12 protein-coding genes are annotated in these 15,782 nt (G+C 55.8%); 8 read left to right on the top strand and 4 right to left on the bottom strand.

Features of this window, described 5'->3' with window-relative positions:
• Positions 1 to 10 precede the first annotated feature (10 nt).
• Together RIB44_00685 and RIB44_00690 are read left to right on the top strand one after the other, a co-directional pair.
• The gene (locus tag RIB44_00685) at positions 11 to 1,303 is read left to right on the top strand and encodes a glycoside hydrolase family 71/99-like protein (GenBank protein ID MEQ8615089.1); all 1,293 of its coding nucleotides are present in this window, start codon (positions 11 to 13) and stop codon (positions 1,301 to 1,303) included.
• 89 nt (positions 1,304 to 1,392) lie between these two features.
• Positions 1,393 to 3,378: a hypothetical protein gene (locus RIB44_00690; protein MEQ8615090.1), complete on the top strand. Its 1,986-nt coding sequence runs from the start codon at positions 1,393 to 1,395 to the stop codon at positions 3,376 to 3,378.
• 409 nt (positions 3,379 to 3,787) lie between these two features.
• Here RIB44_00690 and RIB44_00695 read toward each other — a convergent pair whose 3' ends face one another.
• Positions 3,788 to 5,818 (bottom strand): transglutaminase domain-containing protein, encoded by a 2,031-nt coding sequence (locus RIB44_00695; GenBank protein ID MEQ8615091.1) that lies wholly within the window; start codon positions 5,816 to 5,818, stop codon positions 3,788 to 3,790.
• A gap of 587 nt (positions 5,819 to 6,405) precedes the next feature.
• Here RIB44_00695 and RIB44_00700 point away from each other — a divergent pair.
• Positions 6,406 to 6,753, top strand: a complete 348-nt coding sequence (locus RIB44_00700; protein ID MEQ8615092.1) for a hypothetical protein — start codon at positions 6,406 to 6,408, stop codon at positions 6,751 to 6,753.
• Positions 6,754 to 6,902: 149 nt separating this feature from the next.
• On the opposite strand, the gene RIB44_00705 is transcribed toward RIB44_00700, so the two are convergent.
• On the bottom strand, positions 6,903 to 8,342 hold the full coding sequence (locus tag RIB44_00705; protein ID MEQ8615093.1) for a folylpolyglutamate synthase/dihydrofolate synthase family protein: 1,440 nt from the start codon (positions 8,340 to 8,342) through the stop codon (positions 6,903 to 6,905).
• Between the two features lie 184 nt (positions 8,343 to 8,526).
• The gene (locus RIB44_00710) at positions 8,527 to 9,078 is read right to left on the bottom strand and encodes a hypothetical protein (protein MEQ8615094.1); all 552 of its coding nucleotides are present in this window, start codon (positions 9,076 to 9,078) and stop codon (positions 8,527 to 8,529) included.
• A gap of 593 nt (positions 9,079 to 9,671) precedes the next feature.
• Between RIB44_00710 and RIB44_00715 the strand changes: the two genes are divergently transcribed.
• From RIB44_00715 to RIB44_00735, 5 genes are all read left to right on the top strand, one after another.
• The gene (locus RIB44_00715) at positions 9,672 to 11,462 is read left to right on the top strand and encodes a serine hydrolase domain-containing protein (protein ID MEQ8615095.1); all 1,791 of its coding nucleotides are present in this window, start codon (positions 9,672 to 9,674) and stop codon (positions 11,460 to 11,462) included.
• A 217-nt stretch (positions 11,463 to 11,679) separates the two neighbouring features.
• Positions 11,680 to 12,222: a sigma-70 family RNA polymerase sigma factor gene (locus tag RIB44_00720; protein MEQ8615096.1), complete on the top strand. Its 543-nt coding sequence runs from the start codon at positions 11,680 to 11,682 to the stop codon at positions 12,220 to 12,222.
• The gene (locus RIB44_00725; GenBank protein MEQ8615097.1) at positions 12,219 to 12,470 is read left to right on the top strand and encodes a hypothetical protein; all 252 of its coding nucleotides are present in this window, start codon (positions 12,219 to 12,221) and stop codon (positions 12,468 to 12,470) included. The genes RIB44_00720 and RIB44_00725 overlap by 4 nt, the downstream gene beginning before the upstream one ends.
• A gap of 26 nt (positions 12,471 to 12,496) precedes the next feature.
• Positions 12,497 to 13,423, top strand: a complete 927-nt coding sequence (gene lepB, locus RIB44_00730; GenBank protein MEQ8615098.1) for a signal peptidase I — start codon at positions 12,497 to 12,499, stop codon at positions 13,421 to 13,423.
• Positions 13,424 to 14,003: 580 nt separating this feature from the next.
• Positions 14,004 to 15,044, top strand: coding sequence for a hypothetical protein (locus RIB44_00735; GenBank protein MEQ8615099.1), 1,041 nt, complete (start codon positions 14,004 to 14,006; stop codon positions 15,042 to 15,044).
• 50 nt (positions 15,045 to 15,094) lie between these two features.
• On the opposite strand, the gene RIB44_00740 is transcribed toward RIB44_00735, so the two are convergent.
• The gene (locus tag RIB44_00740) at positions 15,095 to 15,514 is read right to left on the bottom strand and encodes a secondary thiamine-phosphate synthase enzyme YjbQ (GenBank protein ID MEQ8615100.1); all 420 of its coding nucleotides are present in this window, start codon (positions 15,512 to 15,514) and stop codon (positions 15,095 to 15,097) included.
• Positions 15,515 to 15,782 lie beyond the last annotated feature (268 nt).

Below are 15,782 nucleotides of genomic sequence, written 5' to 3' on the forward strand. Positions count from 1 at the left end.
GAGTACTTCAGTGACTGATCGGAAGACGCAACTCACTCTCTTCGCACTGCTTCTTCTCGTCCCGTTCAGCATGGCTGCCGAGAGCCAAGCAGTACCACCACTGCAGAACAACGAACTGGACGGGAAGGTTTTCTGTGGCTATCAAGGCTGGTTCGGTGCGCCTGGGGATGGCACGGAGATCGGTTTCGATAACTACCGTTTCGCAGGTAAGTTTGAGCCCGGTACGTGCGTCATTGACTATTGGCCCGATCTGAGCGAGTTCGACGAGTATGAAAAATACGGAACGTCTTTCCGTCATGCGGATGACTCAGTCGCTCACGTATTTAGTGCCGCTAATGCGAGAACTGTTGATCGTCACTTCCAATGGATGAAAGAATACGGCATCGACGGCATTTTCCTGCAGCGTTTTGGTTGGGCTCTCAAGCAGCCAGAAACGCTAGCACATCGCAATCAAGTTCACGAGAACGTCCGTAAAGCGGCTGTTAAACATGGTCGAATCAGGGCACTGATGTACGATCTCACTTCGCTGGAAGCGGGAGACATCGAAAAGTACGTTATCCCCGACTTCAAGCGAATTGCGCGACGAGAGAACCTCGCCAGCGACTCCTCCTATGTCCGTTTCCACGGTCAGCCTGTGGTGGCTGTGTGGGGCATCGGGTTTAACGACAATCGTGCTTACAGTCTGGAAGAGTGCAGCCGACTTATCGAGTTCCTCAAGAACGATCCGGTCTTCGGAGGCAACGCGGTCATGCTGGGCGTGCCTTACTACTGGCGGGAGCAAGGCCCCGATACCGTGGATGATCCGCGGTTCATCGAAGTCATCAAACAGGCGGACATCATCTCACCTTGGGCCGTGGGCCGTTACGGCACAGTCGAGGATGCCCAAAACCTGATGAGTGAAACGCTGAAAGCCGATGCCCAGTGGACGAGCCAGAACGATCAAGGCTACTTGCCGGTGATCTTCCCAGGATTCAGTTGGCACAACTTGACAACGGCTGAGGGTAAACCCAAGCCACTCAACCGAATACCACGCCTAGGCGGTAAGTTCTTGTGGACGCAAGCGGCCGAAGTCAAGCGAGCAGGCATCGATATGGTTTACGTCGCGATGTTCGATGAAATGAACGAAGGAACCTGCGTGTTCAAATGCACGAACGATCCGCCCGTTGGTGAAAGTCCTTTTCTAACCTACGCCGTCGATCAGCTTCCTTCGGATCATTATCTCTGGCTAACGGGAAGAATTGGCGATTTGATGGGAGGTGAACTCGCCGATTTGATTGAACTGCCTCAGCGAAATCCCGAATAACTTGAAATACAACTCTTCATACCTCAATCAGCCACTTCGTCTCACTCTTCTGCATTGTCGGCACATTTCTCTGAAAGAACCCCTCCAGTATGTCCGACTACCTGAACCACTTCGATTACGCGATTATCATCGCCTACGTGTGCTTGCTGGTGGGGATGACCTTCTATCTGAAGAAGTTCGCTTCAGCCAGCCTTGAAGATTACTTGGTCGGAGGCCGTTCACTTCCTTGGTGGATGCTCGGTGCGTCAGGGATGGCCAGCTTTCTCGATGTCGCGGGCACGATGTTGATTGTCTCTTTCCTCTACATGCTAGGACCGCGTGGGTTGTTCATCGAGTTTCGCGGTGGAGCGGTCTTGGTTCTCGCATTGATGATGCTCTGGACCGGTAAATGGCATCGCCGCTCCGGTTGTCTGACTGGGGCGGAATGGATGATCTACCGTTTTGGCGATGGACCTGGTGGCCGCTTTGCTCAGTTAGCGAAGGCACTGGCAACCATCGCTTGGCTGATCGGTATGTTGGCCTTGCTGATCAAAGCGATTGGCCTGTTCCTATCCATGCTGTTGCCGTTTTCACCAATGCAGTGTGCGGTGGTGCTGATCGGCTTTGCGGCCGTTTACACGATGTTTTCAGGTTTCTATGGAGTCGTGTTCACGGACCTCTTGCAGTCGGTGATCATTGTGGCTGCAGTTGGCTTGGTCTCTTACCTGGCAATGACCGAGGTGCCCGACGCTCAGACGCTCCAGGCACTGGCTACGCAAGTCACGGGCAACGCAAAGTGGATCACGGCCACGCCGGAGTGGAACACTCCTATGCCAGAAGGCTACAAGGATTACGAAGCCTTGATTGCTTTTGCGGGGATTTATCTGCTACGTAATGTTTTCTTTGGTATGGGCACTGGAGACGACCCAAAATACTTTGGCGCAAAGTCCGATGCCGAGTGCAGTAAACTCTCATTCCTGTGGACCTGCCTGATGTCGGTTCGTTGGCCCATGATGATCGGTTTCGCGATCTTGGGGCTTGTGCTCGTGAGCACTTTGTTTCCTGATCAAGCAGTCATTCGAGAAATCTCCGATCTCATCAAAGAGTCTCATCCCGAAGTGACTGAAGAGACCTGGCAGGATGTGACCTCGAAGTTGATCAACGCCGAATCACCAAGTGATCAGCAACTTGTCGAGGAGCTTCAATCACGACTTGGCGAACGCTGGAAGGACCAACTCCTGCTGGTGAGTTACAACGGCACCGTGAATCCCGAGCGCATTCTTCCGGCGGTCTTGCTCTTTAAGATTCCTTCCGGCTTTCGCGGGCTGATGCTCATTGCTCTGCTTGCCGCGTCGATGTCGACATTTGATTCAAACGTCAACATGACCGCGGGCTTGTTTGTTCGAGACATCTATCAGAAGTACATCCGCCCTGCGGCAAACATTCGTGAGTTGTTGATCGCGACTTGGGCATTTATCGCGGCGGTGGTGCTGGTGAGTTTCGCATTCGCCTACAGTGTGAAGAACATCCACGAGATTTGGGACTGGATCATCATGGGACTTGGCGGCGGCATGATGATGCCCATCATCCTGCGGCTTTATTGGTGGCGTTTCAACGGCGGCGGATTTGCCTTTGGCATGGTTTGCGGAATGGGAGCCGCTATTTTGCAGCGTTGGCTTGCTCCGGAAATGGGCGCACACTACCAATTACTTCTGATCGCCGCAGTTGGCCTCGTCGCCTCCGTAGCAGGTACGCTGCTAACTCCTGCCACTGACTCGGAAGTGCTCAGAAACTTTTACCGCACGACATGGCCATTCGGCTTGTGGAAGCAATTCAAAGACGAGCTCCCGGAGCACACGAAACAGCAGGTCACCAGCGAACACCGCCGCGATATCACAGCTTTGCCCTTCGCTTTGACCTTCCAGGTCATGATCTTCCTAGCCCCAATGCTCGTAGTGATTAGGAATTGGACCGCCTTCGCCACCTGCTCACTGATCGGAGCAGTCGCCTTCTTCGGGCTCTATAAGATCTGGCTACGCCACATAAATACTCCCGCGCCTCAAATTAAGATGCGCGTAGGTGATCCCCTTCGATAGTGGAATCATTGACCATTCGATCGTGACTCCTATGGTTGATATCAATTTGAGTCAACCGGATTTTTTCAAGTTGAGAACCAATTTGACTGTGACATCTAACTGATCCTCTCATACCACACAGGATTCGATTGCAGTCCGCATCAGTGGCAACGAATTGGAAGGTTCCGAGATCCAGTTCCGAGTTGCAACCTGTTGGTTCAGTCAGTAAACCCCAGCGTCGGCGACTTGGCACGTCGTGAATCTCGCTTCGGTCTCTCCTCGTCGGGAACAACTCCTGCAGTTCTCCGGTTACCGTCATCGCATCGACTAATGCACTCTCAGCGTCCCGGCGAGCGTCAGAGACCGCGGCGGTCGACATCACGGCCACGAACGTAGTCCCGCCGATTTCGGGAGCGGAAGACCGCGAGAGTCAGTCTGCGGCTTGCTCGATCTTCTCCGACTTTACCTCGAATTGGTAAGTCCATTCGTCAAAGTAAAGGTTGCGGCCATCGATCTCGATCTCGCCACGCTGGAAGTCGTTCGGCTCGCTGCGGAAACTCGTCTTGGGCGGCGCGAGCTCTCGGGCGTAGTCAAGATTGACAATCAACCGATACGGGTCGGCGTGCCCGCAGAGGAAATCACGGACCCGAGGATCGGCGTGGTCGCGGGCGCCGTGTGACGCGTCGGCGGGGAGCCAGCCCCACGGCTCAATGTAGACCTCCGACCAGTCGTGCATGTTTTCGCTGCCGGGTTGCGTCTGCCAGCCGCTCTGCCAACGAGCCGGTACGCCGGCGGCGCGGCACAGCGTAACAAACACAAGCCCCTGCACGCCACAATCGCCGCGTCGGGCGGCCAGTCCTTTGGTGGAAAGGCTCGGGATGATGCTGTATTCCATCTCCGCACACCACGGAATGTTCACTGAGACCCAACGAAAAATCAGCCGGGCCTTCTCAAGCGGGTTGCTCTCGTCGCCGACAATGTTCTTGGCCAGCCGCCGAACGCTCGGGGGCAGGGCGATGTGTGGTAGCCGCTCTGCCGTGTAGCGGCGGTAAAGTTCGCTCGACGTGTCGTAGGGCTCGACCGTCGCCGGGTCGAGTCGCGGAATCCACGCTGACGTCAAGTACTCGAACTCAATCTCAAAACGGAGCGGCGTGTTTGTGTCGGTGATGGTCTGCTCAAAGTAGACGCTTCGATGGGGCGCACCGTTCGGCGCGATGGAATGATGCTTTGGTGTCGACTTCAGCAATCGGACCTCGCGCTGCTGGCGGTACTCTTGCGGGAACGGCAGCCATGCACGGACAATGGCCCCACGCCGCACAGCCGGGCATTCAGGCTTCACCTCGAGGCGATAGCGAACGCGTTGCCGAATCGGAGAGACGCTCGGCTCGTCGGCCGCTTCAGACAACTCGACCAGCTCGGCAATATGGCTGGTAAGGTCGAACCCCTTGCCCGCTGGTGCCGCCTGTCGACGCATCCGCGCGTCATCATTGAAGCGGTACAGGTTCGACACGGCCCGCCGGAAGTAACGCGGCGAGCCGTCGATCACGCGGTACTGCAAGTCTCCCGCGTCGCGCCACCGCATGAGATCGGCGAGTGTCGCGTCGGGTATCGATTCGCGGATCTGCTGCAAAACCGTATCGGTCGTGAGAGAGAAATCGTGCCGGACGCGGCGGATCAGCTCCAGTTGAATCGCTGGGTCGTGCGTGGCAAGATTTTCTTTAGCCTCGACTTGCTGACTGAGCGCCGACTCGGCCTCAGAATACCGTCCTTCGGCAATGAGCGTGGCAATCTGCGGCGCTAGCTGATCGGCCGTTTCCACAGAGTCGGAGTTCAGCCGGCAAACGTAGGTCTGCTCGCGCGAGACGGCGCCACGGCCTTTCGGGTCATCACTGAAGTACTCAGTGCGGTCGCCGATACCATCGGTCGATTTTTGCGAACTCCGGTAGCGGAAGCCGACCAGCACGCCGTCCTCCTCAACCGGCTCAAGGAAAACGACGCTGTGCCCCGATCCGCTCTGTCGCCAAAACTGGACGAAGTCGCCCGACTTAGCGTCGGCCAGGTCGACCGCACGGCCGATGCCTAGCGACTCAACAGCTAACACGCAGAGTGACTTGTCGCCTGGCTTGCCGTCGCCATACCAGAGTTTCTGGAAACGCCTGAGGTCGTCGGCGGTCTTTCCTTTGAAAAGGCCTCGCGTTTTCGCTACCTCGGTCGCGATCGACAGCGTGTAGCCACAGCAGATGGTACCGTCGCCTTTCGCCAAGATCACCTCGCCATCGAACTCGATCGCAGCAGGCGTACCGGAATTGCCCTTAACCCAGTTGTAACCGCCACCGTCCGGATAGCTGTACGCCTGCGTCAAAACATCGTTGGCGATCACTTCACCGGCGCAAAGCACGGCTATCGCAGCGAGAAGAGCCGGCAGGCGGCAAGAGACCAGAATCCAAGAGACCTGAATCATAATTGGCTCAGCTGGCAGAGGTGGCGAATACCCAAGGCAAAGCGGGATGCGGATTGATTATACACTAGTAGCTCTTATTGAGTACGCACGCCTTCGCGTTCAGCCGCTCGTTCCGGATCGCCCCAAGGTGGATGGCTTCCTTTCGTGGCGAATGGGGGGCCGTCCTCAGCCGCAGTGCCACTTTGTGATGTCGTCGACCACGCTCCTACCACTGGTTCCTTCTCGGTAACTCGTACACGCCCAGAAGCCCAGCTAGCAATTACAAGCTCTTTTGTAAAAACGTACCTTCGTCAGCTTGTAGAACTTTCCCTTGATGGGGCGTTGTGCAAAAAAACCACTTGGTTTTGGCTGTTTTCGCGTCGCAGCCCCAGGTTTGGCACGCGATCTGCATCATCATTCTCTCGTCCGACATGCCTCGCACGTTGGGCCGCTTCGCGACTCGCGAGAACCAGAGCCACACCCGTCGAGCTTGGTCCGCACCGCAGTGCTTTTCAAAAACTTGATCTACTCGAAGCTTCTAATCAAAACATAAGTCGCGTGCCCGACCAAAGTCACGGATGGCAGCGATTTCCGAAAGGATTTCAAAAATGGTTGCCCCGAAAAAGAACAAACGTATTGTCTGCACAGTGATTCGTCTCCCTGAAAACCCGATGTCCGCGAAGAACCGCCTCAGCGATACCGGCGGTGTCCGTCCCAGTGAACTCTTGCCTTGGGCAGATCCGATGATCGCCAAGTTGGTGAGCCGGCTGCAAAACGAAGTTAGATCGGAACGCGACAGCAAAGGTCCTTTGCTCAAGCCACTCGACCCAAAGGTGAGCTTCGGCATCACCTCGGAACTCGAACCGGTCACGCCGTCCTTCGACACGGACTACGAGTTCAACGACGAGCCCCGCTTCAACTGGGACGAGCGGACCACCGAGCAGGTAGGCAGGTAGGATCGCCTGACTCAAAGATTGATAACGAACGACATTGTGAAAGGATGCACCATGTTGACTGCTTTGGCCTTATGCTGCCTATTTGCTCTCTTCCGCTCCGTACGGCGTCAAGAGGTACTCGACCCGATGGACCTGCCAGGGTCGAGTTCCTATGTCCGCGTCTGAGAAGTCTCCGCTAACATCAGCGGACGTAACTCGGCTGCAATAAAGAAAGATCCCGTCACGCAAATTAATTCGTCAGCGCTAGCCCCCTGCCAAGCCTTTTGCCAAGCACTGGTAGGATCGTCATCGTAGTTGATTTCCGTTTTCTCGTACTGGCTTGGCGATTCTGCTCTAACCCGTTCGCAAAGCGACTGAAGTTGTGACACGGGGACTGCCCTTCCGTTTTCTTGATACTCGGTAAGCGTGACGTGGCTGAAGTAAGGTAGCAGCACCCGTAGCATCCCGAGCACGTCTTTCTCCTTCGTGGCAGCGAACACGAGGTGCCTTTGGCCACCGTTGAAGTTCGCTTGTAACGTTTCAACCAGAGCTTCCGCGGAAGCCACGTTGTGGGCCACATCAAGCACAACGGCCGGACTCTTTGAAATCAGCTCCACCCTGCCTGGCAATGTGGTTTCAGCTAGCCCTCGCCGAAGCGCACCCTCCGGCAACAGCCACCCCTGGCGACGAAGCTCGATGGCTGTGGCTAGCGCAACCGCCGCGTTAGCGACCTGATGTTCGCCCAAGAGCTTGAGATCGATCCCCTTAAGTGCATAGCCTTCTTCCGAAGGAAATGCCGGATCGGGCTCCATTCTGAAATTGAATTTTCCTGAGCGAGTCCTATTTCGCGCGTCCTCTCGTCCCGTCGTTTCGGTGCGGTAGCTGAAATGCTGACCGCCCGTTCGCATGCGGGCCCCGTGTTGCAGAGCGATACTTGCGATCACCACATGGGCTTCTTCCGCGAGTGGCCCGGTGATCAAGGGGACACCTGGCTTGACGATTCCCGCCTTCTCCGCGGCAATTTCGGTCAGCGTGTTGCCGAGCTGCTTCATGTGGTCGTAGCTGATGCTGGTGATCACGGTGCAGCAAGGTGAGCAAACATTTGTCGAATCGAGCCGTCCGCCAAGACCAACTTCGAGAATCACCAGATCGACTTCCTTCTGTGCGAAGTACAGGAAGGCGATTGCCGTGGCGATCTCGAAGAACGTTGGGCGAAGTTGCGCGTCAGGAAAGGCGTCCGCTTTCTCATCCATACGATCCACTGCCGCGCGTACTTGTTGGACCAGCGCAACCAATTCCTCTGGAGAACAAGGCTCGCCATCCACCACGAATCGTTCTTCGATCCGCTGCAAGTGAGGCGAACTGAACACGCCGACGCGATAGTTGGCCGCCTGAACGATTCCCGCCAGCAAGGCCGAGGTCGAACCTTTCCCCTTGGTCCCCGCAATGTGTACTGTGGGGATGCCGGCGGCGGGCTGCTCCAACAAATTGAGCAACTGCCGCATCCGATCAAGCTTCATGTGCCGTTCCGCATAAGGCGGCGATGGCATCCGCTCGTAATTGATACGGCTGAAGAGGTAATCGACTGCGTCGGCGTAGGCATCGGGCATCGAAGCCACTCGGTGGGAGGGAGATTTCTCGTCAGTTCCGAATTCTAGTCGATGAAGCTGAACCGGTCAGCCATTTGCATCAGTAGAGTTGACTATTTCTTCTTCGGTCGTCGTTGGCTTTGAGCAAACAACCGAGGATGGAATCGATCGAAGAAAACTTGTCACCCGGACTGGCATGTGGGGATCACTTCTCATGTGGAGAGCGTCGACGTGCCCCGCAGCCCAACCACAGAAGGCCCAGAGCGAAAAGGCTACAGCTCGGTTCTGGCACTGCGACAACTTGTAGTGTTCCGCTAATTAATCGTTGATTAAAGAAAAGATACACGGCGGCATCAGCGCCGACCTCAGGCACGCCCGGATCGTAGTTGACTTCGATGGCTGCGACTCCAAGTAGTGGATTTGGCCACCAGAGACTGGCACCGCCCGACTGCGTGTGTACGGTCGAGCTCAAATCGATCTCGGTGAGCAGGATGCTACCTTCCTTATCAAAAAAGGTGATCTTCTTCTGCGCGGAGTAGTTCTGCGACAGGTCGTGATTAAAAACCCGCATGCCCAACCGCCAGCGCTGACCAACGTCAGGCAGCAGGTTCAGGAGTTTTCCATCAGTAACTTCGAAACGGACGGTGCTCAAAGGCTCATCCAGCGGAAACTCTGCCGACTGCCAGTAGCCGTCAAACGAACTTCCGATGGGACCTGGATCGAACGTGTAGAGGGGCGTTGCACTTGCATGCTTCATCGCAGGGCAAGTGATAGCAAGAATCAATAACGAGGTCGCAGTCCGTGTTTTCATTTCTCGACAAGGCGGGGTTGGCATTCGGGAAGTTGGAAACTTTGTTCTTTACGTGAATCTAGTATGGCAAATTCTCCCGACCAAGCGAACACAATCGCTGCGATCAACGAGCCAATTCCGTGAAACACTCAATGCAAGACAGGGAGAACACTTGCTCTATCCAAAAAGTCTATGCTTAGTGTTCCTAGGCTGCAAAGAGAGACCCTAGGTCGCGGTAACGGCACAACTTCGAGGATTCAGGGGGGATTGCGATAGGCGATCATGAAGTACGACGCGTTGCTGGCTGCGGTGTGAGTTGGTTGTTGGCGTAATGCTCGAATCAAGAGGATTTCGGGCCAGAATTCGCCGCCTAAGGCGAAATGAAAGCACTTGCCCAGCTCGCGTTCGGCGTGAAGACGCTCAGTCGTTACCCCCGAAAGTTCGATCGGTCACAAGCTGGTCACCACGACGTAACAAACCGGTAACGTCAGATTGCTATCGTTAGGCCAACTGCCGAAAACCTTCCAGCCATTGAGGCCATCATGTTCGCAAATAGCCTTATGAACAGACACAACTTAGTCGACTCTCGAAATCTCCTGCTATTAGCCCTGCTGCTAGGTTGTTATTTCAAAGCCGACAGCGCGTCCTCTCAAGAACCAAAACGAAATTTGACCGACCAGTGGGTTGAGCAAGCTGCGAAGCCACTGATCAAGGAACGCAAAGTCGACGGCATGTCGATCGGCTACCTACAGGGCAAGCACTACGGTGTGGTCCATCTGGGCGCGGCCAATCGTTCCAAAAAGAAAGCCACCAATACGACCATCTACGAAGTTGGCTCCATCAGCAAAGTTTTCACCGGCCTGCTGCTCGCCGATGCGGTCGTGCGGGGCGAGATCGATCTCCAAGCGGCAGCAGCGACGGCGAACGCCGCTGGGGTGCAGTTCCCTGCATACGAGGGCACGCCCATCACGTGGACGAACCTCGCAACGCATCGCTCCGGCCTGCCACGGTTGCCCAACAACTTCTCTGCATTCAATCTGCAGAATCCCTATCAGAAGTACGACTCTCGATTGGCTGCCGCGTACCTCGAAAACTTCGAACTCCGCCGTAAGCCGGGCGAGAGTTACGAGTACTCAAACTTTGGTGCTTCGGTTCTTGGTTACCTCGTCGCGGAGAATGCGAACTCGACTTACGAGCAACTTTTGCGTGATCGTATCGCGAAGCCGCTGAAGATGACCGACTGCACGACGAAGCTCTCATCCGAGCAAAAGAAACGCCTCGCCACGCCGCACAGCAGGTTCAGCGGCGTCACTCCCGCCTGGCACTTTGCCGATCTGCCCGGTGCCGGAGGCGTGCGGGCGTCGATCCGTGACATGATGCGCTTTGCCCGTGCCCAACTCCAACCGCCCAAAGGTGAAATTGGCGAGGCGATTGAGCTGGCTTGGAAACGACACGCTGTCGGCGATGAATCCGGCCCCGCCTTGGGACTCGGCTGGCACATCATGGGCGACGGCCAGACCCGTTGGCACAACGGCCAGACCGGCGGCTCACATGCGTCACTGTTCGTGAATCGCCAAACGAAGTCCGCAGTGGTCATCCTCTGCAACACGGCTGCGGGTAACCAGATCGACGAACTGGCGATGCAAATGATGAGAAAGGCTGCCGGAGAGAAGGTGGAATTAGCCACCGCAGAGCAAGCTTCAGGCAAAGCCGCCCTGAAAACGGCTCCCTTCCAAGCGATCCGCTGGCAAGATGAGCAGCCGGAGGTGAAGGTCAAAGGCAGGTGGTACAAACTGGTCAAGCTCGACCACCTGACGACCGAAAAAATCCTCGCCTTCAGTCGGCAGACCTACAACAGCAAATGGCAGAAACGCTTCGAGGAAGATCTGGTCGAACTGCTCCAAGCCATGGGCCACGCACCGAACAGGCGAGTGACGCTTGAGGTGCAACCGCTCGATTCCGCGGAGACAAAAACACTCAAGCGAATCCCGATGACGAAGGCCAATCGCGAGTCAATCCGTAACGCCGCCATGGACCAAGCAAAAGATAAACCGGCCAAAGAAAAAGTTGACGACGAAAAACTCGCCGCCGATCCCCAACATCGCCGCCGCCTCGAAGGCCGCTACCAACTCAACCCCAACTTCATCTTCACCATCCGCGACCGCGACGGCCGCATGATGGTGGCGATCACCAACCAAGCGACTCAAGAAGTCTTCCCCGACAGCCCCACCCGTTGGTCGTACAAGGGAATTGAAGCAACGCTGGAGTTCGAACTCCCCAAGCAAGGCCAGGCCACCGGGCTGATTCTTCATCAGAATGGGTTGAAGCAGAAAGCGCGGCGGCTCAGATAACCGCGATTTGCCTAAGCAGACCTGCGGTTTTAGCTTCCCACGATCTCCAAGATTCGCCCTTCGATTGCGAATACTAACGACTGCTCTATCGGGCTGCCCGTTGCTCATCGCCCAAAGCAAAAAGTTTTAGGGAACTTTCTGCGTTCGAATCTGTATAAACCTCCAGCAAGCAGAAATCGCTGGATCGATATCACTTAGATGACGGGGATCGCAACGCGTGGAAATCGAAGATCAAGAGCTCGTGAGGCGGGTCCTGTCTGGACAGACAGCCGCCTTTCGCCAGCTTGTTGATCGTCACCAGCAAGCGATCTACCGCTTTGCTTTGGGGCTGCTTGGCAAGCACGAAGACGCGCAGGACGTTACGCAAGAAGCCTTCCTCGCTGCGTTTGCTCATCTGTCCCGTTACGATCCGGCGCGGTCAGCCTTCGCAACTTGGCTGTTCACGATCGCCCGAAATCGGTGTTTCAACTTGCTCGGACGAAGTCGAACCGTCGAACACAACGAACTCGATTCGATCGCCGACGTTAGCCCAGCGGACCCAATCGTAAGACAAGAGATATCCGAACAGCTTGATCGCGTGTTGGCTGCTCTACCCGTAGAGCAACGCTCGGCGTTCGTCCTCGCCGAAATCGAAGAACTACCCTACACCGAGATTGCCCGCATCGAACAAACCACGCTCGGCACCGTGAAGTCGCGGATTCATCGAGCGAAGCAGAAACTCCAATCCCTACTTAAACCCGTGATGAGGGATTCGCCATGAACGGTGACCTTTACCAACAATGGCTCGCCCAGCGACGTGAAATCGCTCCACCTGAGACCTTGCCGGATGAAATCATGGGCGAAGTCTTCGAGTTGGAGCAACGACGCCAAGAATTCTGGTGGTTGCTCTTAGCTCAGCAAGTCGAACGCTCGCGGATTGCCCGTTGGGGGATGTGTGGCGGGGCGCTCGCCATCGGCGGATTGCCATTTCTATTTCTTACTTACGTAGCCCGCTTTGTGACTTTTTGAGCTCGGCTAATTTTTAGGAGTCCAACATGTCAAGTGAAGTGACATCACCACGAGTCCCCTGGGTTGCTCTCGCGCTTTCATTCCTCTCAGCCGGCGTAGGGCACGTCTATTGCGGACGGATTGCTAAAGGGCTGCCGCTCTACTTTGCGTGGCTGCTCGTACCGCTCTCGACAACGATCGCGGCGCTGTCACCACCCTCGACGGCAAGCCTGTTGCTCCTGGTGATCTTGCCAGTTGTCATTGTCACAATGGTCTACTTTTACGCAGCCGCGGACGCGTGGCGACTCTGCAATCATGCATCACCGAACTATTCGCTCCGCGATTACAACCGCGTCGGAGTTTATTGGCTGTTGATCGTCGTGCAGATGATTTTCTCGATTGGCCTCGTCGCAGGTGCCCGCGGGTTCGTTTACGAAGCATTCCTGGTTCCCACCAACAGCATGAGTCCGACCATCCTCAGCGGAGATCGGATCTTGGCTAGAAAACTCTTACCACAGGATCACTTTCCCAGGCGGGGAGACTTAATCGTCTTCCGCAATCCAACGCCGACGGGAGCCACCGTCTTCATGAAACGCGTCGTGGCGGTGGCGGGCGATCAGATCGAGATCGAAGGGGAACGCATTCTAATCAACGGCAACGAACTGAAGAGAGATCGTCTTCCCGCCGCGAGCCGAAAACGACTTGGGCAACAAGTGGAAGGACAAGTCGCCCATGAAGAGAACGCCGGCAGCCGTTATCTAGTGAGCTATAGCGACGCTTCCGAGGACAGCAAGGAACAGAAAGTTTTTGAAGCGACGGTCCCCGAAAACCAAGTCTTCGTACTCGGCGACAACCGCAACCGCTCACAAGATAGCCGCCATTTCGGCTCGATCCACCGGGGCGACATCATCGGCTACGTTGACTATATCTTTTGGCCGGCGGAATCGTGGGCACGGTTTGGGGTGGTGAACTGACGAGTGCTTTCCTTTTCAACCAACAGGTTGTCTGGCACGTTCTCATAGGTGGCCAAAAACTGTTGCTGAACCCGTCGCCAAAAGCCCATAAAATGACTCCTGTTCGACGGCGGCTCTTGGGAGCGACAGCGGCGGACTGCGAAAAGGTTACGGCACACGCTTGAACAACGCGGCTGACGATTCTTAGCGGGATCGACTCGACCGCTTCCCGGGGGCGTGTGCGGCAGCCCGAGTAGCAGTGATCGCGAACGCGGTTCTCAGAGCCGACGAACGAGCGGCCCGAAGGATCGCCCGCTTTTCGAATGATGGACGTCCATCTTGTTTATAGTTTTCAGTTGGCAGTTTTAAGTGTTCAGTGTTCAGTTACCAGTTCGAAATCGCTTGAGAGTATTAGCTGCAGGTGGCGGATTTAATGTTAAAACGGTTTCCAAGAAACAACGAATCTTCACGAATAACACGAATCTTAGGGTGCCAAAATACCCCATAGGCTTACCAACAAACCATTCGTTTTATTCGTCTAATTCGTGGTTCAAAAACCTTTGCGATTCTTCGCGTCCTTAGCGTCTTTGCGTTAAAAACCATGAACGAACCAAACGACAACCAAATAGCCCCCGATTCCCCTCCGCCGCCGACCGACGCGGTGCGGAATTACTTGCTGTACACACTCAGCCTCCCCGAGCGGGCGGTTCGCAGTTCTGTGGGCGCGGTTGGCGGGGCCGTGCGTGAGTCGACGGGGCTGCTCGTGCCGCAGGCGATTCGGGACAGCACGACGTATTCAGTGCTGGTCCAGCAAACGCTCGACTTTCTGACCGAAGACGTCGGCGGCGTTAAAAAGCAGACCGAGGAAACGAACACAGCGACACCGCGGGTGGAAAACTTTGTCGCTCGCAAAACGGTAGGCAACTTTGTCGAGATGGCCGGCCTGGCCACGCTGCACCTCTCGCCATTGATGGTTTTGGCGATGGTTAGCGACGTGGCGCACGGTTCGCAAACCTACTTGAAGGAGCTGGCCGACGAACTGCGTCGTGAAGGGGTGATCGACGAGCAATCCACCATCGACAGCACGGGCGATTTGCTCGAAGCGTTGGGTCGCACTTCAAAGACGGCGTCCGCGGCGTTCGATACCCCGCCACTTTCACTCGACGGCCTCAAGGAAACGCTCAGCCAGACCACCTCGGCCGCTGGCGAGATTGACCTCACCAAGGCGTTGCCGCAGAGCGAGATCAACCGCATGTGGCAAGAGATGCGTGACTTGGCTTCGGAGGAAGAAGTGAGCCTGTTGGAGCTCTCCAGCGCGATGACGCTGCACTCGCTGGGCAAGATCGCCAACGTGGGTCGCGGTGCGCTTTCGACCGTGCGAGTCGCAGGAAACCTGTTCGACCGTCACATTCTCGACCATTACGCAAACGCCCTGAGCGACATCCACAACAAAGGCTACTACGCGACACTAGCCGAAGTTAGCGGACCCTATGTTGAAGCGCTGTGGGAGAACTTCTCGACCGAGCGTTCGACGATTACCGAGGACTTGCTCAACGGTCGTATCTTGGGGCAAGCCAAAGCAAAGCTGGGGAGTTGGCTCGGGCTAACGGAAGAACAGATTGAAGAAAAACAAAGCGACTGAATCCCATTTAGCCGCCGAGCTTGCTCGGCGTTTCCGTAAGACGCACTTGATCATTCCCCCCACAACGTCGCAACAATCCGTCGCCCGCCGGCCCGATTGCGATGTTCACAAAGATAAATCCCCTGCCAGGTGCCAAGATTCAAACTTCCCTGTGTCACGGGGAGTGTTAGCGAGCAACCTAACAGCGAACTCTTGACGTGTGCCGGCATGTCGTCGGGACCCTCACAAGTGTGACGATGCGGAAAGTCTTCGGGGGCGATTGCCGACAGCGAGCTTTCCAAATCAAGCGGCACATCCGGGTCGGCATTTTCGTTGATCGAAAGCGCCGCCGAAGTGTGCTGCAGAAACAACTGCAAGACGCCAACTCGCAGATCAGCCATCTCAGGAAGGGCGTTGACGACCTCGCGTGTAATGAGATGAAACCCGCGGCTTCGAGGGGCGAGCTGTAACATGGTTTGATGCCAGATCATCGTTGGACGTCCTCCGTGCGTGAAGTGGCCATGAATGTTAAGTGAGGGCAGTTGGATCGTCTGGGCTGCCAGCAGTTCAGGTGGAAATTCCCCGCAGAAAACCGCAGCCGGAACAGATTCGCGCTGTCAAGTGGTCGACTCGCTGAAAAGCGATCTTTCAGCGCAGAAAAAACTTGACTTCCTTAACGTGTTGGTAATAATCCCTTTCTAAAGCAACACATTCCCAAGCCCGGAAAGACGTTGTTAGAGTTGAACTTAGGGCAATATA

Source organism: Lacipirellulaceae bacterium, from assembly GCA_040218535.1.
Classification (GTDB): domain Bacteria; phylum Planctomycetota; class Planctomycetia; order Pirellulales; family Lacipirellulaceae; genus Adhaeretor.